Annotated in this window: 17 protein-coding genes and 2 pseudogenes; 13 read left to right on the top strand and 6 right to left on the bottom strand. The window is 65.9% G+C overall.

Annotation, left to right across the window (positions count from 1 at the left end):
* The first annotated feature begins 24 nt into the window (after positions 1 to 24).
* The 3 genes and pseudogenes from E5206_RS16080 (at position 25) to E5206_RS19855 (ending at position 2,948) form a co-directional block, all read left to right on the top strand.
* Entirely contained in the window at positions 25 to 1,242 is a 1,218-nt protein-coding gene (locus tag E5206_RS16080; protein WP_136323361.1) for a Re/Si-specific NAD(P)(+) transhydrogenase subunit alpha, read from the top strand.
* Positions 1,242 to 1,577 carry an NAD(P) transhydrogenase subunit alpha gene (locus tag E5206_RS16075; RefSeq protein WP_136323360.1) on the top strand — a complete coding sequence of 112 codons (336 nt, stop codon included), beginning with the start codon at positions 1,242 to 1,244 and terminating at the stop codon, positions 1,575 to 1,577. The genes E5206_RS16080 and E5206_RS16075 overlap by 1 nt, the downstream gene beginning before the upstream one ends.
* Positions 1,574 to 2,948 (top strand): annotated as a pseudogene (locus E5206_RS19855) (NAD(P)(+) transhydrogenase (Re/Si-specific) subunit beta). Before E5206_RS16075 ends, E5206_RS19855 begins: the two are co-directional and overlap by 4 nt.
* A gap of 71 nt (positions 2,949 to 3,019) precedes the next feature.
* On the opposite strand, the gene E5206_RS16065 reads toward E5206_RS19855, so the two are convergent.
* The 3 genes from E5206_RS16065 to E5206_RS16055 form a co-directional block, all read right to left on the bottom strand.
* Positions 3,020 to 4,153: an Rv2578c family radical SAM protein gene (locus tag E5206_RS16065; RefSeq protein WP_136323359.1), complete on the bottom strand. Its 1,134-nt coding sequence runs from the start codon at positions 4,151 to 4,153 to the stop codon at positions 3,020 to 3,022.
* A 112-nt stretch (positions 4,154 to 4,265) separates the two neighbouring features.
* Entirely contained in the window at positions 4,266 to 4,904 is a 639-nt protein-coding gene (locus E5206_RS16060; protein WP_136323358.1) for an SIMPL domain-containing protein, read from the bottom strand.
* A 1-nt stretch (position 4,905) separates the two neighbouring features.
* Positions 4,906 to 5,385 carry a hypothetical protein gene (locus E5206_RS16055; RefSeq protein WP_240689788.1) on the bottom strand — a complete coding sequence of 160 codons (480 nt, stop codon included), beginning with the start codon at positions 5,383 to 5,385 and terminating at the stop codon, positions 4,906 to 4,908.
* A 229-nt stretch (positions 5,386 to 5,614) separates the two neighbouring features.
* Here E5206_RS16055 and pheS point away from each other — a divergent pair, with 229 nt between their 5' ends.
* From pheS to E5206_RS16040, 3 genes are read left to right on the top strand one after another with little or no spacing between them, the layout of a single operon-like run.
* Positions 5,615 to 6,676 (top strand): phenylalanine--tRNA ligase subunit alpha, encoded by a 1,062-nt coding sequence (pheS, locus tag E5206_RS16050; protein ID WP_136323357.1) that lies wholly within the window; start codon positions 5,615 to 5,617, stop codon positions 6,674 to 6,676.
* A 2-nt stretch (positions 6,677 to 6,678) separates the two neighbouring features.
* Entirely contained in the window at positions 6,679 to 9,234 is a 2,556-nt protein-coding gene (gene pheT, locus E5206_RS16045; protein WP_136323356.1) for a phenylalanine--tRNA ligase subunit beta, read from the top strand.
* 24 nt (positions 9,235 to 9,258) lie between these two features.
* Positions 9,259 to 9,987, top strand: a complete 729-nt coding sequence (locus tag E5206_RS16040) for a 4'-phosphopantetheinyl transferase superfamily protein (protein WP_240689786.1) — start codon at positions 9,259 to 9,261, stop codon at positions 9,985 to 9,987.
* A 133-nt stretch (positions 9,988 to 10,120) separates the two neighbouring features.
* Here the strand turns inward: E5206_RS16040 and E5206_RS16035 are convergent.
* The 3 genes and pseudogenes from E5206_RS16035 to E5206_RS16025 form a co-directional block, all read right to left on the bottom strand.
* Positions 10,121 to 10,316 (bottom strand): annotated as a pseudogene (locus E5206_RS16035) (aldehyde dehydrogenase family protein); the annotation flags it as partial.
* 5 nt (positions 10,317 to 10,321) lie between these two features.
* Positions 10,322 to 12,238: an FAD-binding monooxygenase gene (locus E5206_RS16030; RefSeq protein ID WP_136323355.1), complete on the bottom strand. Its 1,917-nt coding sequence runs from the start codon at positions 12,236 to 12,238 to the stop codon at positions 10,322 to 10,324.
* A 214-nt stretch (positions 12,239 to 12,452) separates the two neighbouring features.
* Positions 12,453 to 13,412 (bottom strand): IS1595 family transposase, encoded by a 960-nt coding sequence (locus tag E5206_RS16025; RefSeq protein ID WP_136323354.1) that lies wholly within the window; start codon positions 13,410 to 13,412, stop codon positions 12,453 to 12,455.
* A 581-nt stretch (positions 13,413 to 13,993) separates the two neighbouring features.
* Between E5206_RS16025 and E5206_RS16020 the strand changes: the two genes are divergently transcribed.
* The 7 genes from E5206_RS16020 (at position 13,994) to E5206_RS15990 (ending at position 21,747) form a co-directional block, all read left to right on the top strand.
* A complete protein-coding gene (locus E5206_RS16020) occupies positions 13,994 to 15,019 on the top strand; it encodes a LacI family DNA-binding transcriptional regulator (protein ID WP_136323353.1) in 1,026 nt (341 codons plus the stop codon).
* A 127-nt stretch (positions 15,020 to 15,146) separates the two neighbouring features.
* Entirely contained in the window at positions 15,147 to 16,439 is a 1,293-nt protein-coding gene (locus tag E5206_RS16015; protein WP_136323352.1) for a sugar ABC transporter substrate-binding protein, read from the top strand.
* 230 nt (positions 16,440 to 16,669) lie between these two features.
* Positions 16,670 to 17,509, top strand: coding sequence for a sugar ABC transporter permease (locus tag E5206_RS16010; protein WP_240689785.1), 840 nt, complete (start codon positions 16,670 to 16,672; stop codon positions 17,507 to 17,509).
* 154 nt (positions 17,510 to 17,663) lie between these two features.
* Complete coding sequence (locus E5206_RS16005) at positions 17,664 to 18,455, top strand: carbohydrate ABC transporter permease (RefSeq protein WP_240690200.1); 792 nt, start codon at positions 17,664 to 17,666, stop codon at positions 18,453 to 18,455.
* Between the two features lie 401 nt (positions 18,456 to 18,856).
* A complete protein-coding gene (locus E5206_RS16000; RefSeq protein ID WP_136323349.1) occupies positions 18,857 to 20,365 on the top strand; it encodes a glycoside hydrolase family 32 protein in 1,509 nt (502 codons plus the stop codon).
* 153 nt (positions 20,366 to 20,518) lie between these two features.
* Positions 20,519 to 21,454, top strand: coding sequence for a carbohydrate kinase (locus E5206_RS15995; RefSeq protein WP_136323348.1), 936 nt, complete (start codon positions 20,519 to 20,521; stop codon positions 21,452 to 21,454).
* Positions 21,455 to 21,540: 86 nt separating this feature from the next.
* Positions 21,541 to 21,747 (top strand): aldo/keto reductase, encoded by a 207-nt coding sequence (locus tag E5206_RS15990; protein WP_346763454.1) that lies wholly within the window; start codon positions 21,541 to 21,543, stop codon positions 21,745 to 21,747.
* Positions 21,748 to 22,115: the final 368 nt, after the last annotated feature.

Below are 22,115 nucleotides of genomic sequence, written 5' to 3'. Positions count from 1 at the left end.
GAAGCGGATCGAGAGGAGTGGCCCGTGCAGGTCGGCGTCAGGCGGGAGCAGCGTGCGGGGGAGCGCCGGGTCGCGGCCACGCCGGAGACGGTAAGGCAGCTGGCAGCCCTTGGACTCGATGTCGTCGTCGAGAGCGGTGCGGGAATGGAATCCGGCTACCCCGATGCCGCTTACAAGGAAGCCGGCGCCACGACCATCGCCGAGCTCCCGCCCGAAACGCTGGATGTCCTCCTGCACGTCCGGCCGCTGAGCCCGGAATTTGCGGCCACGCTCCGGCCCGGCACCGTCACCATCGGGTTCGCGTCCCCGGCGTCGGAACTGCCCACCGTCCGGGCCCTGGCCGCAGGCCGGATCACCTCTTTCGCGCTCGAACTGGTCCCGCGGATCTCCCGCGCCCAGTCCATGGATGCGCTCAGTTCCCAGTCCCTCGTGTCCGGTTACCGCGCGGTGCTGGAGGCGGCCCTACGCTATCCGCGGTTCTTCCCGCTTTACATGACCGCCGCCGGGACGATCCCGCCGGCCCGGGTGCTGGTCCTCGGCGCTGGTGTCGCCGGGCTGCAGGCGATCGGCACCGCGAAACGGCTGGGCGCCCGGGTGTCGGCCAATGACATCCGGGCGGCCTCCGCCGATGAAGTCGCCTCGATGGGCGGCACCTTCATCAACCTGGACCTCGATGCCCCGGCGGAGGGGACCGGGGGCTACGCGCGCGAACTCGGCGAGGACCGGGCCAGGCGCCAGCGTGGCCTGCTGACACCGCATGTCGCGGCCGCGGATGTCCTCATCACCACGGCAGCCATTCCCGGCCGCGCCGCACCTCTGCTCGTCACGATGGACATGGTGACCGGGATGCGGGCCGGTTCCGTCGTCGTCGACCTCGCCGCCGAATCCGGCGGGAACGTCGAAGGCGTCATCGCCGGCCGGGACGTCCAGGTGCCCGTTGTGGGCGGTTGTGTCACTCTTGTCGGCTTGCAGGATGCGGCATCGACAATGCCCTCGGACGCCTCCCGGCTGTACGCCAAAAACGTCAGCAACCTGCTCGCCCTGATGACCCACGACGGCCAGGTCAGGCCGGATTTCGAGGACGAGGTGGTGTCCGGAGCCTGCCTTACCCGCGCCGGGTCCGTTCAGCATGCCGCCACCGCGTCCGCCTTGGCCGCGTCCGCCTTGGCCGCGTCCGCCTTGGCCGCGTCCGCCTTGGCCGCATCGGACCTGGCGGCATTGAAGGAGGGGGAACAGCCCTGATGGATCCGGTCACGCTGCTGACGGTCGTGGTGCTCGCCGTCTTCGTAGGCTTCGAAGTCGTCTCCAAGGTCACCAGCAAACTGCACACCCCGCTGATGTCCGGCGCCAACGCCATCCACGGCATCATCCTCGTAGGCGCGATCATCGTGGCGGGACAGGCGGACGACCCCTGGCTGCTGACGATTGCCCTGGCCGCCGTGGTCCTCGCGACGGCGAACCTGGTCGGCGGGTTCGTGGTCACCGACCGGATGCTGGAGATGTTCGGCGGCCCCCGGAGCGACCGGACGCCGGCCCGGCGGCGCTCCGGAGGGGCCGTCAAGGGCGGGGGCACATGAATATCCTCGCGCCCGGCTGGACCGCCCTGCTCTATCTGGCGGCCGCCATCTGCTTCATCCTCGCGTTGAAGGGCCTCAGCTCGCCCCGGACCGCGCGCCGCGGCAACGCCATCGGGGCCGCCGGCGCCCTGCTGGCCGTGGTCACGGTGTTCCTATCCGTGAAGCTGGAGAATGTTCCGCTCATCCTGGCCGCCATCGCCGTCGGCTCCGCCGTCGCCGTTCCCGTGGCCCGGCGGGTGCAGATGACCCAGATGCCCCAACTGGTGGCCCTGTTTAACGGAGTGGGAGGCGGAGCTGCCGCGCTGGTCGCCGTGCTCGAACTCGGCCACAGCGAGGACCCCTGGGTGCGGCTGGCGGTGGTCTTCACGATGCTCGTCGGCGCGGTCTCGTTCGCCGGCTCGGCCGTGACCGTGGGAAAGCTGCAGGAGCTGATCAGCACCCGCCCCCTGCTTTTTCCCGGCATGGCCTGGATGATGGCCGTGGTGCTGCTGGGCGCGGTGACCTTCCGGGGTTTTCGTCATTCTCAGCGGTTCCACCAGCTGGGCCATCGCGCTGCTGGGGCTGGGGCTCGCGGCCGGGCTGCTGCTGGTGCTGCCCGTCGGCGGCGCCGATGTGCCGATCGTGATCTCGCTGCTCAACGCCTTCACCGGGCTCGCGGTGGCGGCATCCGGCGTGGTGCTGGGCAATGTGCTCCTGCTCGTCGCCGGGACGCTCGTCGGGGCGAGCGGAACCATCCTCACCAAGGTGATGGCCTCGGCGATGGGGCGCGGGGTGGCGGGCATCATGTTCGGGGCGTTCCGCGGCGGCTCGACGGCGGGCTCGACCACGCAGAGCGACCGGCCGGTGCGGTCCTCCTCTCCGGAGGACGTTGCCGTCCAGCTCGGCTACGCCCAGCGCGTGGTGATCGTGCCCGGCTACGGGCTGGCCGTGGCGCAGGGCCAGCACACGGTGGCCGAGCTCGCGACGGCACTGGCGGCCCGCGGGGTCGAGGTGGTCTTCGCGATCCACCCGGTGGCAGGGCGGATGCCCGGCCACATGAACGTGCTCCTCGCGGAGGCCAACGTGCCGTATGAGTCGCTGCGGGAACTCGACGAGGTCAATCCGGAATTCCCGAATACCGACATCGTCCTCGTGGTGGGCGCCAACGACGTGGTCAACCCGGCGGCGAAGTCCTCTCCCGGCTCGCCGATCTTCGGCATGCCGATCTTGGAAGTGGTGCAGGCCCAGCAAGTGGTGTTCCTGAAGCGCTCGATGCGTCCAGGGTTCGCCGGCATCGAGAATGAGCTCCTCCACGACCCCAAGACGACGCTGTTGTTCGGGGACGCGAAGGACTCGCTGGCCAAGGTGTTGGGCGCCGTCAAGGCGCTCTGACCCGGTCGGGCACACGGCCTCGCGCCCGCACGGGCGGCGCGGGCGGCGGGGCCGGATTCAGTGGGGCGGGTTCAGAACAGCGTGGACTGCGCGGCGTCTGTCCGCCCGCCGCCCGCCGGCACGGGCTTTCCGGGGTGTTGCGGTCCGGCGGCCGTTTCCGGGATGCTGCCGGCCGGGTACTGGGCTTCCTCCTCCCGGGGATCGTCGTGGGGATCGCGGTGGCTGAAGCCCTGTGAGCCGGAGAAGCCATGGAGCGCCTTGAAGTGCCAGATGCGTCCGGCGAGCCAGGCCCGGTATTCCTTCGAGGCATAGGAGCCGCTGCCGTACAGGCGCCGGTACCGGCCGGCAAGCTGTGGATACTCCCTGGCGATCCACTGCATGAACCACTCCCGGGTACCGGGCTTCAGGTACAGCGCACCCGCCGTGACGCCGGTGGCCCCGGCCGCCGCCAAGGATCCGAAGAGGGAATCCAGGGCTTCGTCGCTGTCCGAAAGCCAGGGCAGGATGGGCATGGCCATGACGCCGCAGGGCAGTCCTGCCTCGCGGAGCCGGGTGATCAGTTTCAGCCGTGCGCGGGGTCCGGGGGTTCCGGGCTCCACGGCTTCTGACAGCGCCTCACTGGTCATGGCCAGCGAGATGCCCACCCCCACGGGAACCTGGGCTGCGGCGTGCTTCAGGAGCGGGATGTCCCGGGCCAGGAGCGTGCCCTTGGTCAGGATGGACAGCGGAGTGCCGGAGTCGGCGAGGGCGCCAATGATGTCCGGCATCAGTCGATAGCGGCCCTCGGCCCGCTGGTAGGGGTCCGTGTTGGTGCCGAGGGCCACGTGCTGCCGGCGCCAGGACGGCTTGGCGACTTCCTTGCGCAGGACCTCGGCGGCGTTGATCTTGACCACCACCTGGCTGTCAAAATCGAGCCCGGCGTCGAAGTCAAGGTAGGTGTGGCTCTTGCGGGCGAAGCAGTAGACACAGGCGTGGCTGCAGCCGCGGTAGGGGTTGATGGTCCATTCGAACGGCATCAGCGAACCGGCGGCCACCTTGTTGAGCACCGATTTGGCGGTGACCTCATGGAAGGTGACGCCGGCAAACTCCGGCGTGGAAACGGAACGGACCAGCCCGGCCAGCGGGAGCAGCGCAACGGCGGCCGGGGCTCCGCTGTTGTCACCGGAATCTCCCGGCGGGGTGATTGCCTGTGCGTCCCATCTCATGGATACATTCGAAGGTATGTTCGAGTTTAAGTCAAGGAAGCCGCCGGAAAGCCTCAGGCCTGGCGAAGACAGCTGACGCAGGCTCCCGCCTCCGCACGTCCCGGGGCACCCGTCAGGCGATAAGTTCCCAGACGACGCCGACCGTCGCGCTGACGCTGGACTCGCCGGCTTCGACTGTGAGTGGCTCCGCCGAGACGGCGCGCTGCATCTTCGCCACCGGAACGGGAGCCTGGAACCCGGCCTGCTGGGTGATGGACACGGCCTTGCCGAGCTCCACCCCGGCCAGGGAGGCGAAGTGCTGCGCCGTCGTGAGGGCGTCCTGCCATGCGGCCTCACGCGCCCGGGACAGTACCGTGGACGGGTCCGCGAAGCCGAGCTCCAGGCCGTTGAGCCGGACGTCGTTGCCGCCGGCGGCAATGGCCGCCGCGATGATCTCCGAGGAACCCGCCAGCTCGCGGATCCGGACGCTGAGCACACTGGACGCGAGGTAGCCGGAAACCGTCTGGCCACGGCCCTCCTGCCAATTCACCTCCGCACGGACATTCAGGCCCGAGGTCGTGATGTCAGGGCTGCCGACGCCGTGCTCCCGGAGCGCCGTGGTGATCGCGGCCGAGGCCTTTCCGGCGTCGCCGTAGGCCGTGCCGACATTCTCACGGCGGCACTCGACGCCAATCGAGAGGGTCAGCAGGTCCGGTGCGGCTTCCGCGCTGCCGGATCCGGTGACAGAGATGATCCTGGGGCTGTCCGCCATGTTATGCCTCATTCCGTTCAGGGGCCGCCGGGCCCGGACCAGGATGGCCGCCAGGATGGCCGCCAGGATTGCCGTCCAAGCTGCGATCCAGATAGCCGCCGGCCCGGAGGCCGGCATGCCGTTCGAAGAAATTCCCCGACGCCGGATTGCCGGTCCGCCACCAGGACCACCCCGCCGCCAGGAAGTAGAGCGGCAGGAAAGGCATCCCGAAGCAGCAGGCATATTGCGTGCTGTGCCGTTCCTCGTGCCCCAGCAGCCCAGTGTTGGCCAAGGCCTCTTCGGGACCGGCGCGGAACAGCACCACGTTGCCGACCGTGAACGCCCCGGCGAAGGGGAGCCGCCAGCGGTAGCCGGTGGCAATCAGCAGGCCGCGCGGCCCGCTGCCGATGGCCGTGCGGGCAGCGGCTGCCAACAGCAGCCCCAGCAGGGTCGAACCGTTCAGCACATTGGCAAGCTGCCGCAGCTGTTGTCCGGAGGTCATGAGGCCATGGTAGCGGGGGAGACCCCCGTCACGTTCGGGTGCGGGGGTGCCGTCAACTAGACTGGGGGAGGGTACCCGCCGGAGGGATTCCGGCGTTGCTTGGCCTTGGTGACTGTCCTGTGACCATGGCTGTGACCCTGCCATATGTCGACGACGGAAGCGCTGCGGATGGAACGCTCGCAGGCGCCTCGGCCGTTGGCATGACCCGACTCGTAGCTAAGAACAGTAGATGACTGATACTTTGCCGGGCGCCGCCATCCCGAATCCTCTGGATGAAGCCGCCATTACCGCTGCCGTAGACCAGGCCGTTGCCGCCATAGCCGCAGCCTCCACGCTCGATGAACTCAAGGCCGTGCGCCTGGCGCACACCGGCGAAAAGTCCGCGCTGAGCCTTGCGAACCGTGAGATCGGCGGGCTGCCCAAGGACCAGAAGGCCGCCGCCGGAAAGCTCATGGGCTCCTCCCGCGGACGCGTCAACAAGGCGCTCGCGGACCGTACCGCCGAGCTCGAAGCCGAGAACGACGCGCGGATCCTGGTCGAGGAGACCGTGGACGTCACCGCCGCTCCCCGCCGCCGCAAGGCCGGCGCCCGCCACCCGCTGTCGACCCTGCAGGACCGAGTGGCCGATATCTTCGTCGGCATGGGCTGGGAAATCGCTGAGGGGCCCGAGGTCGAGTCCGAATGGTTCAACTTCGACGCGCTGAACTTCAAGCCGGATCACCCGGCCCGCGAAATGCAGGACACTTTCTTCGTGGAGCCGCCCGAGGCGCACCTGCTGATGCGCACCCACACCTCCCCGGTCCAGGTCCGCTCGATGCTGGAACGCGAAGTTCCCATCTACGTGCTGTGCCCTGGCAAGGTGTTCCGCACCGACGAGCTTGATGCCACGCATACCCCTGTCTTCCACCAGTTCGAAGGCCTGGCCATCGACAAGAAGCTGAGCATGGCCGACCTCCGCGGAACCCTGGAGCACTTTGCGCGCCAGATGTTCGGCGACGAGGCCCAGATCCGCCTTCGGCCCAACTACTTCCCGTTCACCGAGCCGTCCGCGGAGCTGGACATCTGGCACCCGGGCGCCAAGGGCGGACCCGGCTGGATCGAGTGGGGCGGCTGCGGCATGGTCAACCCCAACGTCCTCCGTGCCGCCGGCATCGACCCGGACATCTATTCAGGTTTTGCCTTCGGCATGGGCATCGAGCGGACCCTGATGTTCCGCAACGAGGTCGGCGACATGCGCGACATGATCGAAGGCGATGTACGCTTCAGCGAGCACTTCGGGATGGAGATCTAATAGTGCGTATCCCACTTTCCTGGCTGCGTGAATTCGCGCAGGTACCGGCCGGAGCAACGGCCGAAGACGTGATGGCCGAACTGGTCAAGGTCGGCTTTGAAGAAGAAGCAGTCCACCGGCCGACGGACACCCTCCAGGGCCCCATCGTGGTGGGCCAGGTCCTGAGCATCGTCAAGGAACCCCAGACCAACGGCAAGACCATCAACTGGTGCCAGGTCCGGGTGGTCCCCGAAGGACAGCCCCAGACCCTCACCGGCGAGGGCATCGACCCCTCCGGCGTGCAGGGCATCATCTGCGGGGCCCACAACTTCGTGGAAGGCGACAAAGTGGTGGTCACCCTTCCGGGTGCCGTGCTGCCCGGCGACTTCCACATTTCCGCGCGCAAGACCTACGGCCACCTGTCCGCCGGCATGATCGCCTCCGTGCGCGAGCTCGGCATCGGCGAGGACCACGACGGCATCCTGGTGCTGTCGAGGATCGGGCTGGACCCGGAAATCGGCACCGATGCCATGGAGCTCCTGGGCCTCTACGACCAGGCCGCCGAAATCAACGTCACCCCGGACCGCGGCTATGCGTTCTCGATCCGCGGGGTGGCCCGCGAGTACGCCCACGCCACCGGCACGTCCTTCACCGACCCGGCGTCCAAGGTCCAGGCACCCGCGGAGCTGGCCGGCGGCTACGGCGTGAAGCTCAACGACGACGCGCCGATCTACGGCAAGCCGGGCTGTGACCGCTTCGTGGCCCGGACCGTGCGCGGCGTCAACGCCACGAAGCCCACGCCGCCGTGGATGTCCTCGCGGCTCCGCCTCGCCGGCATCCGCTCCATCTCCCTGCCGGTGGACATCTCCAACTACGTCATGCTCGAGCTCGGCCAGCCGCTGCACTTCTATGACCAGGACAGGCTCACCGGCGACATTGTCGTCCGGCGCGCCGTTTCCGGCGAGAAGCTGCGCACGCTGGACGGCAAGGAACGCGCGCTCGACTCCGAAGACCTCCTCATCACGGACGCCTCGGGCCCGATCGGTGTGGCCGGCGTGATGGGCGGCGCCTCCACCGAGGTCAGCGACGCGACGTCGACGATCCTGATCGAGGCGGCGCACTTCGAGGAAGTCTCGATCGCCCGCTCCCGCCGCCGCCACAAGCTGCCGTCCGAGGCCTCAAAGCGCTTCGAACGCGGCGTGGACTGGCACGTTGCCGGCATCGCGGCCCAGCGCGCCGTCGACCTCCTGGTCGGGCTCGCCGGCGGCACCGCCGTCGCCGGGGGGACCGACGTCGGAACCGCACCGGACGCCGTCACCGTCCAACTGCCCGCGGCCTTCGCCTCGGACCGGATCGGAATCGACTTCAGCGAGGAGCAGATTGTCACCTCGCTGAAGGACCTGGGCGCCGCCGTCGAGAAGAAGGAAAGAGGCTCCGGCGCTTTCTACGAAGTCACCGCGCCGAGCTGGCGCAACGACCTGGAAACCAAGGAAGACCTCTCCGAGGAAATCGCGCGGCTCGTCGGCTACGACAAGATCCCCGCGACGCTTCCGGTCGCGCCTCCCGGCCGCGGCCTGACCCGCGTCCAGCAGCAGCGCCGCCGCCTGGTCCAGTCCCTGGCGTCCGCCGGCCTCACCGAGGTCCTGGCCTACCCCTTCGTCTCCAAGGCCGCCAACGACACCTTCGGCGTACCGGTCGAGGGCACGCCGCGCAAGGCACTCAAGCTGGCCAACCCGATCAGCGAGGAGCACGGTTACCTGCGGACCTCCATCCTTCCCGGGCTGATCGAGGTTGCCAAGCGGAACCACTCCCGCGGCTTCCGCGACCTCGCGCTGTTCGAGGCGGGTCTCGTGTTCCTGCCGGGCGAAAAGCTGGGCACCGCCTCGATCCCGCCGCTGGGCGCCAAGCCCTCCGACGAGGTGCTCGATGCCCTGTACGACGGCGTCCCGGACCAGCCGCTGCATCTTGCCGCGGTCCTCACCGGCCATGATTCACCCGCCGCCGCCGGCCACACACCCCGTCCCTGGGACTGGGCCGATGCGCTGGACATCGCCCGGCTCGCCGGCGATGTCCTCGGCGTCGACATCGTCGTCAGCCAGGGCCACCACCAGGCCTTCCACCCGGGACGGGCCGCGCAGCTTGCGCTCCGTTCCGGCGAGGTGCTGGGCTACGCCGGCGAACTGCACCCGAAACTGCTGGCGGCGCATGACATGCCGGCACGCTCGGTGGCGGTCGAGTTCAACGCCGATGCACTGTTCGAAGCCGCGGCCGACGTGATCGTGGCCCGGCATATCTCGACGTACCCCGTGGCCAGCCAGGACGTCGCCCTCGTGGTGGCCCAGGATGTCCCGGCAGAAGAGGTGCTTGCGGCCCTGCGCGAGGGCGCCGGCGAACTCCTCGAGGATGTGGCGCTCTTTGACGTGTACGCGGGCAAGGGCATCGAGGAGGGCAGGAAATCGCTGGCCTTCAGCCTGCGTTTCCGTGCCAGTGACCGGACCCTGACGGCCGAGGAGGCGTCCGCGGCCCGCGAGAGCGCCGTCGCGGTGGCCCATGAGCGCTTCGGAGCGCTTCAGCGCTGAAACGGCTGACGGACTGATCGCCCCGTGAGCCGCCAGGTGCCACCGCTGGCCGTCCTGCGGTCCTGCCCGCCCGGCTGGCCCTCAGGCCCGTCGGGTGGGCAGCCGCGCGGGCTGGAACTCGACGCTCTCGAGCTCCTGGACGCCGTCGAACTGGAGCGGGCAGACGCCATGATGCCCGGCCCCCGGGCCGCGTTCCTGTCCGGCCGGCTGGCACAGCGGCGCTTGGCTGCGGAGCTGCTGGATGTACCGGCCGCCAGGCTGACCGTGGACTACAGCTGCCCGCGCTGCGGGACCGGCCCCGGCATCTCCCATGGCCGGCCCGGATACGCGGTGGCCGGATCCTCACGGGCCGGATCCCCGATGACCCGGGTGCCTGCTCCCTTGCTGCTCAGCCTGTCGCGGAGCTCCGGGTGGACGCTGCTGGCGGCCGTGATCGATCCGGAGCCGGGCCTGCGGCTGGGGATCGACGTCGAGGATCCCGTGCGGCTGGACTTTGACGGGTTCGACGACGTCGCGCTGGCTCCGGCGGAACGGCAGCAGCTGCGGGAGCTGTCAGGCTCGGCACTGCTCCGCGGACGGGCGCGGCTCTGGGCCCGGAAGGAGGCCTGGCTCAAGCTGACCGGTGAAGGGCTGCGGACCGCCCCCGAATCCGTTGACGTGCTGCACCGGTCCGGGCTCCGGGACCTGCCACCGGCGGAGACGGGACTGCCCGCGGACCTTGTTGCCGCCGTCGCCCTTGCCACAGCCCATTAGAACTGCAGGCGCGTTTATGGGGTGTGGCCGCGGGCCTGGTAGCGGCAGTGCTTGTCGCGTTTCTGGTGTTTTCGGCGCCGGCGTGACCTTCTCAGGAGGTCCCGGGTGCCTCTTTGGGCGCTGGGTGCCAAACTTAGCCGTTGATGACCTGGGGTACCCCGAGAGCTTTGAGGCCTTCGACGCCGAACTCAAGGCCGTAGCCGGACTGCTTGGCGCCGCCGAACGGGATCCGGGGGGTCCACGGCGCCGTGTTTGTTGATCCAGACGGTGCCGGCTTCGAGCCGGGCGGCGACCTTGCGGGCGGCGGGAAGGTTGGAGGACCAGACTGTCCCGGTCAGACTGCCGCGGGCCGATCCGCCTGCAGGAGGGGAGCAAAGAACGCGGCGAGCTCGGCCGTCGCCGTCAGCGGCAGGACGTTGGCGACGTACTGGTCCGGGCGCACGACCACGACGACTCCGCCGCGGTCGAGGCCGCGCAGTTCGAAGATGTCCGCCGCCGGATCCGTGGCATAAACCTTCTCGTAATCCGTAAGCTGGAACGGGCCGACCTGGGGCTTGAATGCCTTGGGAACGGCGCCGATGTCGATCCTCGTGTGATTCTGCTGGTAGATCACCTTCACGTCGAACCACGCGTCAGGATCGGCACCCGCCGGTGTGGCGGCGAGCGGCGATTCCGGCGAATTGGCAATCCACTCGGCGAAGTCCGCAGCAGGCGATGCCGTCCCCTGCTCTCCCGTTCCGGGGGTTGCCTTGTCGGCGAAGACGTAGATGCGCCACCGGCCGTCCGCCGTGGCGTGGTGGCCGAGGTGCACCGGGTTGATATCACCGACCCGCACAACGGGCGCTGACTTGAAGCGCTTGCCGACGGTGAAGCCGGTGGCCAGGGCCTGGTGTTCAGAGGCGGCGACAAGCATGGAGGGGGCGTACTGGGTCATGAATCCGGCGGGGAACTCGGCGGTGCGCACGTAGAAGTCCTCGAGCTCGGAGGGGTCCTCGAACTCCTCGGGCCTCTTCGCCATCAGGGTCGACCATTCCTTGTCGAAGTCGATGAGGTTTTTCGCGATGACCTGACGCTCGGCCGAGTAGGTCGAGAGCAGGCTCTCCGGGCTGCGGCCCTCGAGCACGTGTCCGAGCTTCCAGGCCAGGTTGAAGCCGTCCTGCATGGAGACGTTCATGCCTTGGCCTGCCTTGGCGCTGTGCGTATGGCAGGCGTCGCCTGTGATGAAAACGCGAGGTGTCCGGGCACCGCGCTCCTCCGGAAGGACGTCGTCGAACCGGTCGGTGAGGCGGTGGCCCACCTCATACACGCTGTGCCACGCGACGTTGCGGACATCAAGCGTGTAGGGGTGGAGGATCTTGTTCGCCTTGTGAATGATTTCCTCAATGGTGGTGTTGCGCACGGCGCCCTTGTCGTTCGGGTCCACCTCGCCGAGGTCAACGTACATGCGGAAGAGGTGGCCGCCTTCGCGTGGGATGTGCAGGATACTCCCGCCTTCACCGGACTGGATGGCGCACTTCGTGCGGATGTCGGGGAAGTCCGTAACGGCGAGGACGTCCATGACGCCCCAGGCGTGGTTGGCCGCGTCCCCGGCGAGCGTGCAGCCGATCGCCTCGCGGACCTTGCTGCGCGCACCGTCCGCACCGATGACATACTTGGCCCGGACAACGCGCTCCTGGCCTTCGTTGGGGCCGGCGGTGTGGAGCAGCGTCACAGTCACGGGATACTCCCCTTCGCCGGTGACCTCGAGGCTGCGGAACTCAAAGCCATAGTCGGGCGACATGCGCGTGGGCGAGTTCGACATGAACTCGGCGAAGTAATCCAGCACCCGGGCCTGGTTGACGATGAGGTGCGGGAACTCGCTGACCCCGGCCGGGTCGTCGATGGTACGTGCGGCGCGCACGATGCGCGAGGGGTCCGCGGGGTCCGGCTTCCAGAACGCCATCTCGGTGATCCGGTACGCCTCGGCGATGATCCGCTCGGCGAAACCGAAAGCCTGGAAGGTCTCGACACTCCTGGCCTGAATTCCATCGGCCTGGCCGATGGGAAGCCGCCCCGCGCGACGTTCAATGATGCGCGTGGTGACGCCCGGGAACTGGGACAGCTGAGCGGCGGCGAGCATACCGGCGGGCCCGGTGCCGACGATAAGCACGTCGACCTCGTCGGGAAGCTCCGTGGGGCGATTGATGCCGACGCCGGCGGCTTGCTGGACTCGCGGGTCACCGGATACGTAACCGTGGTGGTGGAACTGCACGGGATTTCCTCACTTCGTTGTGTGGCGGGATCGCCAGAGGCCTGTTCGATATTAGAACTCAATGTTCGATAATCGAATAACGAACCTTTGATCCAAAACTGTACGGCAGATATGACGTGGGTTACAAGCGCTTTGAAAACTCCCGAAAACAGGGGATGGCGGTCCGCAGTGCCCGGGCATAGTTTTCCTTTATTGGGTATCTGCTTAGCTGAAGTCACTCCGCAGATGCGGAGATGACCAGATTCTTCAGTGGCTTCGGTCCGGTATTGACGGACTGTTGGAGCAGCCGGTAGAACAACAGCCCGCGGTTGGCCGATGTCCTGTGGTTGAAGCGGAACGTGAACTCGTCCAGGTAGTAGCCCAGCTGTTCCCGGGAGATGCCCTGGTGCAGAGTGCCGTCAATCCAGTGCTTGAGCTGGGAGGCGGCCATGTGCACTGCGGGCATGTTGAGGTGTGCCGGGATGTCCGAGCCGAGCTGGGTGAAGTATTCGTGCTCGTAGCCAAGCGTGGCGAAGCGCCTCAGCTGTGTCGCTCCGTCGGTGCGGATAGTGGAACCAGGGGCGACGACACGTTGGCCGAATTTCACCAGCGCGAGTCTTCGGTCGGCAGGCCCGGGCTCGAGGCGGATGCGGCCGATTCTGTTGTGGTCCAGATGCTCGGCGGCGATCAGGACGGAGATCTTGTCAGGACCGGGGCCGGGCTTCCCACGGGCAACGCCGCCGATGAAGCTCTCGTCCACTTCGACAGTCCCCGAGAGTACTTCCCGGTCGGGCCGGACCATGGCCCGGCGGAGCTTATGCATCCAGGCCCACGCAGTTTCGTAGGATCTCAATCCCAGAACCCGCTGCAGGTCGAGAGCGGACACGCCGTTCTTCTGTGCGGTGACAAACCAGACGGCGGCAAACCATGTGCGCAGCGGAGTGCGGGTGCGGTCAAAAATGGTTCCTGCTGTCACCGAGGTCCGCCGTGAGCATCCCCGGCACATCCAGAGCCCAGCACCCGTACGCCAGTACTCGCCGGAGCCGCATTTGGGGCAGAGGAATCCATCTGGCCAGCGCAGCTTTGCCAGGTATTCCAGACAGGCATCATCGGTACTGAACCAGTCCTGAAGCTGTCCAAACGTCTTGGGATAGTCCACGCCTGCGCACGGCATCTGCGGCGGTAGATCGGTCATGCGTCAGTCTACTTCAGCTAAGCAGATACTCAATGCATATGTTCCCATCAGCTCCGGTGCCGTTTTAGGGGTTTGACCTTCGCATTTACCTAGCGGACAGGGGTCCATGACTGCGGAGGCCGCGACTGGGCCTGTGAGCTACGCCGCCTCAAGGCATCGACTTACCTGCAAACAGGAGGCCTGGAGATACCGACACGTGGATGTCATCAGGTCAGCGCGGCCCAGAGTCCCCGCAACCGGCATGCGAGCGGCACTGCACCGCGCGATCCGCTCCGAAGCGCAGCGTCTGATGCCGGCATTTTGCTGCCGGGCAGGTTCGGGGGTCTCCCTAGCCTCCCTTGAACGAGCGGCTATACGGGCGGGGCCAACGGGAAGCATCGATGAATCCCCGCGAGGCGCGGGCCCGCTAGTGAACCGGCTTGTGCGACGGGCATCAGCCGCCGGAATGGAGGGACACCGCCAGGTCGTCCCATCTGTAAAGGGTGGTTTCCGATGATCAGGTCTTGGTGGTTGACAGTACAAACCGTTTTGGCTAATGTGACACACGCGACATACAAAACGTTTTGCAAAGGGGCAAGGTCATGGCAAAAGTAGGCATCCGGGATGTGGCGAGAGCCGCACAGGTTTCCGTCACGACTGTGTCGCACGCCCTGAGCGATACGCAGGGCTCCCGCGTCAACGCCTTGACGAGGGAGCATGTCCGGGCGGTCGCCGAGGACCTCGGTTATGCACCGAACAGGTTGGCGAGCGGGCTCCGCAACCACCGCTCGTATCTGCTCGGTCTGGTGAGCGATGAGATTGCGACGACTCCTTTTGCGGGCGAAATGATTCTGGGGGCCCAGGATGCTGCGTATGAGCGCGGGTGGCTCCTGATGATGCTGGACACCGCCAGCGACCGTGAGCTGGAAAAGCGGCAGATCAGCACCCTGCTTCAACACCAGGTCGATGGCATCGTCTACGCGAAGATGTACCATCAGCGGATCGGGCTCCCGGCCGAACTGGCTGGAGTGCCGACCGTCCTTCTGGATGCCGTTTCAGAGGACGGAAACGTGTCCTCCGTGGTCCCGGATGAGGTGGAGGCCGCACGGACCGCCGTGCGCGCCCTGATCGGCGCCGGGCACCGGAGCATCGGATTCATCAACAACATCGATGACATTCCCGCCACGCACGGACGGTTCCAAGGGTACCGGGAGGCGCTGAGGGAGAGCGGCATCGAATTTGACCCCGCCCTGGTCGCGGCAGCCGTATCCGAGGCCCACGGCGGCAGAACGGCTGCATACCATTTGCTCTCCCGTCCCGAGCGTCCGACGGCCCTGTTCTGCTTCAATGACCGGATGGCCATGGGCGCCTACCAGGCCGCCGGCTCCCTCGGTCTGAAGATTCCGCACGACGTGTCCGTCGTCGGGATTGACAATCTTGAACTGATCGCCGGGAGCCTGTGGCCGGGTCTGACAACCGTGGCACTTCCCCATTACGGTATGGGCCGTTGGGCCGTGACCCGGCTCCTGAACGAGATCGAAGGATCGGAAGACGCGGAACCCGTCCACAAGATGTTTGACTGCCCGCTGATCCAGCGCGGGTCAGTCGCTTCGCCGCTGCAGATCTGAGGGCAACGGCACAGCGCACATATCCATGGTGCGCACAAAAATGGGAGCGTGGCCGCAGCCACGGCCACGCTCCCTTGAACGGAACCGAACCATTCACGCAGGAATCAAGCAGAAAGATTCACCAACAATGAACAATCGTCTTAAGCGGCTCCTGGCCGCCAGTCTAACCGCCGGCGCCCTTGTCGGCAGCATGGCCGCCTGCGGGACAGGAACCGGAAACTCCAAGGACGGAGCCAACGGCGAAGTCACCCTCTGGACGCACAACGCCGGAAACCCCGACGAACTGGGGGCCATCCAGTCTGTTGTGGATGCCTACAACCAGAGCCAGACCAAGGTCAAGGTCAAGGTCCAGGCCTTCCCGCAGGACTCCTACAACGACTCCGTTGTCGCCGCGGCCTCGGCGAACAAACTGCCGTGCATCGTCGACATCGACGGGCCGAACGTCCCGAACTGGGCGTGGTCGAAATACCTGGCGCCGCTGAAGCTCTCGACCGATCTGTCCCAGAACCTTCCCAGCACCCTGGGCAAATGGAACGGCCAGACCTACTCGGTCGGATACTACGATGTGGCCCTGGCCATGCTGGCCCGCGCCTCGGATCTGAAAGCGGCCGGGGTGCGGGTGGCTACCGCGGACAAGCCATGGACCAAGGACGAGTTCGATAGCGCACTGGCAGCGCTGAAGAAGCTGGGCAAATGGGACAACCCGCTGGACCTCGGCACGGCCGGCACGGGTGAATGGCTCCCTTACGCCTACTCACCGTTCCTGCAGTCCTTCGGCGGGGACCTGATCAACCGCAACGACTACCAGGGCGCCGACGGTGCCCTCAACTCTGACAAGGCGGTCGACTGGGCCAACTGGTTCCACGGCCTGATCGCCAAGGGCTACGCCGCGCAAAAGAGCGGCAAGGACTCCACCGCGGACTTCCTGAACAACAAGAGCGCGATCGTCTACACGGGCAGCTGGGCCGCGGACAAGGCGCGCACTGCGCTCGGTGATGACCTGGTGGTCATGCCGTCCGTGGACCTGGGCAACGGCCCGAAGATCGGCGGCGGATCCTGGCAGTGGGGAGTGACCACGGGCTGCAAGAACCCGGACGCAGCGATGGACTACCTCTCCTTCTCCCTCAAACCGGAAAATATCGCCAAGGTGGCCAAGGCGACCGGCACGATCCCCGCCACCGACGCCGCCGCTGCCCTGGTGCCCGGCTACGAACCGACAGGCAAGAACAGGGCCTTCCTTGACTTCTCCAAGAAGTCTGCCGTTCTGCGACCTGAAACACCCGCCTACCCGTTCATCGCCACCGAGTTCGGCAAGGCCACCCAGGACATCATTTCCGGCGCCGACCCGAAACAGGTCCTGGACAAGGCCGTCAAGAATATTGACGCAAACATCAAGTCCAATAGCGGCTACAAGAACTAGCCCGCCTCCGGGGTGCCGCGTTGCGATCGAGCCGGCGCGGCACCCCGGACCCGGACCCGGACCACTCAGGACAAGACACGATGAATTCCTCTGCAGCCCCGGCATCCTTGCCGACAACCGCGCCTGCCATCCCTTCAGCCTCTTCACCGCAGGAACCACTCCGGATTAGACCGAAGGAACCACTCCGGATTAAGCAGTACCACCGTCGCGAGCAGCGCGCCGGATGGGCCATGCTGAGTCCGGCCCTGCTCCTGCTTCTGCTTTTCGTGTTCGTACCGGCCATGCTCGCCTTCGGGCTGGCCTTTACCAACGCACGCCTGATCTCCCCGAACCCGCCAACGTTCGTCGGGCTGGACAACTTCGTCCGTCTGTTCGCGGATGAAACGTTCTACCGCGCCCTGCTGAACGTGGCGTACTTCGCCGTCATCGTGGTCCCGCTGCAGGCCGGAGTGGCCCTGATCATGGCGCTGCTGGTCAACGCCAAGGTCCGCGGAGTCAACTTCTTCCGCACCGTGTATTTCCTGCCCGTGGTCACTTCCATGGTGGTCGTCTCCCTCCTCTGGCTGTTCATTTACCGTCAGGACGGTCTGCTCAACGAAATCATCACCAGGCTGACGTTCGGGGCGGTCCATGGACCGGACTGGCTGAACAACACCGCCACGGCCATACCGGCCATCATCCTGATGTCTGTCTGGCAGGGAGCAGGTTTCCACATGATCATCTGGCTCTCGGGCCTGCAGACCATTTCAGCCGAGCTGTACGAAGCGGCTGATATTGACGGGGTCAGCCGGTGGCAGCGGTTCAGGTATATTACCTGGCCCGGGCTTGCCGCCACCCGGGGCCTGATCCTTATCACCATCACCATCCAGGCGTTGAGCCTGTTCACACAGGTGAATGTGATGACCCAGGGCGGACCGCTCGATTCGACGACGACCATCGTCTACCAGGCTGTCCGTGCCGGCTTCAAGCAACAGGAAACCTCCTACGCCTCCGCGATTTCCCTAGTCTTCTTCGCGCTGGTACTCATCATCTCCGCAGTACAGCGCTACCTCACCCGAGAGAAGTCCTGACATGGCCACGACTTTAGACGCCGCCGGCCGGCGCGCCCGATCCCGTTCAACCTCCGAGAATTCAACCTTCCAGAGACCGCGGCGGTTCCGCGGCCTCACCGGCTGGATCGTGAGAATCCTTCTCGGCGTCATCTTTGCCTTCCCGCTGCTGTTCATGTTCGTGTCCTCACTGAAGCCGGACCAGCAGATCTTCGGCGACCTGTCCTCCATCGCCGCATTCCTGCCGGTAGGGAACCTCTCATTGGATAACTACGGCGCCGTCTTCGACCGGGTACCCGCAGCCCGGTTCCTGATCAACTCCATCGGCATCTCAGCCGTGACCGTCATTCTGGGTGTCCTGATCAACAGCCTCGCGGCATTCGCCCTGTCACGGATGCGGGTCCGCGGAAAGGGAATCATCCTGACGCTCATCATCGCCACCCTGATAGTGCCCTTCGAAACACTTGCCCTGCCGCTGGTCTGGTGGGTCAACCAGCTGCCCTGGCTGGACATCAACGGGTTCTCGCTGTCACTGACCACCGGATGGCTGGACACCTACCATGTGCAGATCATCCCGTTCGTGGCCAACGCCTTTTCCATCTACCTGTTCCACCAGTACTTCGAATCGATCCCTAAGGAACTGGACGAAGCGGCCCGGGTGGACGGGGCCGGCTGGTTCAAGATCTACCGTCAAATTGTCATGCCACTTTCCGGGCCGGCCATCGCCACGGTTTCCATTCTGACCTTCCTCCCGGCCTGGAACTCCTACCTGTGGCCGCTCATGGTTGTCCAGAGCGAGGAACTACGCCCGGTCATGATCGGGGTGCAGTACTTCTTCCAGCTCAATGTCTCCTGGGGCGAGGTCATGGCCTACTCCTCGATGATTACGCTGCCGGTCGTCGCCCTCTTCATCGCGTTCCAACGCTCTTTTGTGAACAGCATCGCCTCCAGCGGAGTCAAAGGCTGACCACGGCTACCTCTCAAGCCCAGCAGTTTTGCTGCACCACACCGCCTGGCCAGGGCCGGCCCCTGGCCGGGGCCACCACCCACGGCGTCTTTGTATTGCCTTGAGTCGTTCCGGCTGAGCGCCCCGCCCGGGCCTGTCCCGCAGAACCACCAAACGGAGCTTTGGAAAAGCCGGCATTCGACCTGTGGACAAGCCGCGATCCCACCCGGCAGGACAACTGCGGCCCGATCGTCGAAACCCTGCAGCAAGATGCCGGCGCTCTGCTGACCCAGCCCGCGGCCGGCCCCGGCAATGGTGAGGGCCTACTACCGCTGCACGAAGAGCTCATAACCCAGCAACTCAAACGTCGTCCCCGCTTAGGGGGCGCTCCCAACACAGAACAGAAGCGAGATTCAGACCCCATGACTGCCGTGACCGCCACGACGGCCGACACTTTCCGGCCTGCCCTGCACTACGCAGCCCGGAATACCTGGCTCAACGATCCCAACGGCCTGATTTTCCATGAGGGCGTCTACCACCTCTATTACCAGAACAACCCGCTGGGCAATGTCTGGGGAAACATGTCCTGGGGCCACGCATCCTCTGCGGACCTGCTGACCTGGACCGAGCACCCGGTCGCCATCGCGTGCGACGATCTCGAAGATATCTTTTCCGGCAGCATCGTCTTTGACCGGCACAACTCCAGCGGATTCGGCAGAGAATCGAGTGCGCCGCTGGTGGCCGTCTACACCAGCGCCTACAAGTCAGCCTCCGTACACCACGGCATCCAGGCCCAGTCACTGGCCTACAGCCTCGACGGGGGCTACACCTGGACCAAGCACACCGGCAACCCCGTATTGAACCGCGGATCATCCGACTTCCGCGACCCAAAGGTCTTCCGCTATGAGTCAGACGCCGGGAGCTACTGGGTCATGGTGGCTGTGGAAGCCCAGGATTTCGAAGTTGTCCTCTATAAGTCCCATGACCTCAAGAGCTGGGAGCTGCTGAGCAGCTTCGGCCCGGCAAACGCGACCGGCGGCGTGTGGGAGTGTCCGGACCTCTTCCCTCTGCCTGTCGACGGTGATCCGGAAAATCTCAAATGGGTCCTGACAGTAAACCTCAATCCCGGCGGCCCCAACGGCGGCTCGGCCGGGCAGTACTTCGTGGGAGATTTCGACGGCGTCACCTTCACCTCCGCCGCCACGGTCACCGAAGGCCTGCAGGACCCGGACAGGCTGGGCGACTACCAGTGGCTCGACTGGGGCCGCGATTACTACGCGGCAGTCTCCTTCAGTGACGTTCCCGAAGGGCGGCGGCTCATGATCGCGTGGATGAACAACTGGCAGTACGCCAACAACATCCCCACCTCCCCGTGGCGCAGCCCCATGTCACTGGTCCGTGAAGTATCCCTGCACACCGTGGACGGGAGCTTGCGGCTGGTGCAGCAGGTCGCGCAGGAACTCGCCTCGCTGCCTGCCGGGCACCCGCCGTTCACGGCCGATGTCGTCGAGATATCCGAAGGCACACATCTCCTTGACGGTGCCGCGGGCAGCGTCCAGCGGATCGAGGCAACCCTCACCGCCGGAACAGCCGAGGAATTCGGACTGATTGTCCGCGGCAACGGAACAAAGGGCACCCGCATCGGCATCCGGCCCGCGGAAGGGAGCATCGTCGTCGACCGCCGGGAATCCGGTCAAACACACTTCCACGAATCGTTCGCCTCGATCGACGCAGCCCCGATCGAACCGGCGGGCAATTCCTATGAGCTCACCATCTACGTGGACCAATGCTCCGTCGAGGTTTTCGCCCAGGGAGGCCACGTCACCATGTCGGAGCTGATCTTCCCCGCCAGCACCAGCACGGACGTCTCGCTCTACACCATCGGCGGCACAGCAACCCTAAATAACCTGTGTATCACTCAATACGCTTGACGGCGGAACTTGCCCTCGAAACGGCAGCGGCTGCCCGCCGACCTCACGGCACTCAAGGCCTCATCAAATCCCGCAGCATCGCCGACGCCACAGCGTGAACGCCGCATCATTACCCGTGAGCCCGGCAGCACACCAACTGAAGAAAGACATGACATGCACTATCTCGAGGCCGCCGGCCCGGCCCGGCAGTTCCTGGACGTCGTCGTTGTCGGCGAAGCCCTCATCGACGTCGTCACCTCGCCCGAGGGTACGAGCGAATACCCCGGCGGGTCACCCGCCAACGTCGCCTACGGGCTGGGCCGGCTCGGCGTCAACACCGGGCTGTTGACCGCCATTGGCGACGACGAGCGCGGCGCCGCCATCGACAGGCACCTGCGCAGTGCCGGTGTGACGCTCCTGCCTGGCTCATACTCCCTGGGCGGAACCGCGTCGGCGACATCAACGCTCGCCGCGGATGGGTCCGCCAGCTACGACTTCGACATTTCCTGGGCCCTTGAACCGGTCGCTCCCGCCTACGTCCCGAAGGTGCTTCACACCGGTTCGATCGCCACTTTTCTCGCACCGGGCGCCGAAGCAGTCAAATCACTCCTGCAGCAGTGCCGTCGCGAATGCACGGTCACCTATGACCCCAATATCAGGCCCGCCCTGCTCGGCAGCCACGCTGAGGCAAAATCCATCTTCGAAGACCTGGTTCACCTGACGGACGTCGTCAAGCTCAGCGATGAGGACGCCCAATGGCTCTACCCCCGGGAGGATTTGGATGACACCGCCGCGCACCTCCTGGGGTTGGGTGCCTCCCTGGCAGTCATCACCAAAGGCTCACATGGTTCACTGCTCGCCACAGCCGCGACACGGCTGAACATCCCATCGGTGAAATCCGGAGTCGCCGACACGATAGGCGCCGGCGACTCGTACATGGCAGCCCTGATCCTGGGACTCCTCACCCGCGGGACCGATGGCCTCGCGCCCGCTGTTCTGGAGCAGCTGGGACGCACAGCATCCATGGCCGCCGCCATCACCGTGCGGCGCCCCGGCGCAAATCCCCCGACCTTAGAGGAACTCCGCACCCATCTGCAGCCCGCGTCATAGCCCGGGCAGCAAGACCCATACTTCCGACATTTCAGACCCCTCCCGCGTCGCCGCCGTCAGGATCTGACTCCGAAGGCAACAGGAGCATGGAATACCGCAAACTTGGTTCCTCCGGCATGTACATCAGTGAAATGGCCTATGGGAACTGGGGCACGCACGGTGAGCAGATCGACCAGGACGCTGCCACGGCCTGCGTCCGGCAGGCCCCGGATCTGGGCATTACCACCTTCGACATCGCCGACGCCTATGCCAGGTATTCCAGACAGGCATCATCGGTACTGAACCAGTCCTGAAACTGTCCAAATGTCTTGGGATAGACCACGCCTGCGCACGGCATCTGCGGCGGTAAATCGGTCATGCGTCAGCCTACTCCAGCCAAGCAGATACCCAATTTTCCTATCCAATTTCGTACTCGATGGGTAGGCCGCCTACGTCTACAGCCGCGACTTCAGGCTCCTGTGGGTGGTCGACCACAGTCGGCTGCAACGCCCGGGGTCATATCTCCCGGATTTCGGCCGAACCGGCTGACATGTCGTGCTGAGCGAAGTGGGTGAGGCATGAAGCCCATGGCTTGCACTACGTGCCGGCAGTGCCACCGTCGGGATCGGCGAACAATGGCACCGGACCACCGGCCCGGAACACGTCCTGGAACACTCAACCT

It is taken from the genome of Arthrobacter sp. PAMC25564 (genome assembly GCF_004798705.1).
Lineage (GTDB): Bacteria > Actinomycetota > Actinomycetes > Actinomycetales > Micrococcaceae > Arthrobacter.
Note: the sequence above shows the minus strand (reverse complement) of the source record. Positions and strands in the feature narration are given on the sequence as shown.

Excerpts from the sequence above, each read along its gene's own strand:
- E5206_RS16075 (WP_136323360.1), top strand. The coding sequence starts at position 1,242 with ATGGATCCGGTCACGCTGCTGACGGTCGTGGTGCTCGCCGTCTTCGTA.
- E5206_RS16065 (WP_136323359.1), bottom strand. The coding sequence starts at position 4,153 with ATGAGATGGGACGCACAGGCAATCACCCCGCCGGGAGATTCCGGTGAC.
- E5206_RS16060 (WP_136323358.1), bottom strand. The coding sequence starts at position 4,904 with ATGGCGGACAGCCCCAGGATCATCTCTGTCACCGGATCCGGCAGCGCG.
- E5206_RS16055 (WP_240689788.1), bottom strand. The coding sequence starts at position 5,385 with ATGACCTCCGGACAACAGCTGCGGCAGCTTGCCAATGTGCTGAACGGT.
- pheS (WP_136323357.1), top strand. The coding sequence starts at position 5,615 with ATGACTGATACTTTGCCGGGCGCCGCCATCCCGAATCCTCTGGATGAA.
- E5206_RS16025 (WP_136323354.1), bottom strand. The coding sequence starts at position 13,412 with ATGACCGATCTACCGCCGCAGATGCCGTGCGCAGGCGTGGACTATCCC.
- E5206_RS16020 (WP_136323353.1), top strand. The coding sequence starts at position 13,994 with ATGGCAAAAGTAGGCATCCGGGATGTGGCGAGAGCCGCACAGGTTTCC.
- E5206_RS16015 (WP_136323352.1), top strand. The coding sequence starts at position 15,147 with ATGAACAATCGTCTTAAGCGGCTCCTGGCCGCCAGTCTAACCGCCGGC.
- E5206_RS16010 (WP_240689785.1), top strand. The coding sequence starts at position 16,670 with ATGCTGAGTCCGGCCCTGCTCCTGCTTCTGCTTTTCGTGTTCGTACCG.
- E5206_RS16005 (WP_240690200.1), top strand. The coding sequence starts at position 17,664 with ATGTTCGTGTCCTCACTGAAGCCGGACCAGCAGATCTTCGGCGACCTG.
- E5206_RS16000 (WP_136323349.1), top strand. The coding sequence starts at position 18,857 with ATGACTGCCGTGACCGCCACGACGGCCGACACTTTCCGGCCTGCCCTG.
- E5206_RS15995 (WP_136323348.1), top strand. The coding sequence starts at position 20,519 with ATGCACTATCTCGAGGCCGCCGGCCCGGCCCGGCAGTTCCTGGACGTC.
- E5206_RS15990 (WP_346763454.1), top strand. The coding sequence starts at position 21,541 with ATGGAATACCGCAAACTTGGTTCCTCCGGCATGTACATCAGTGAAATG.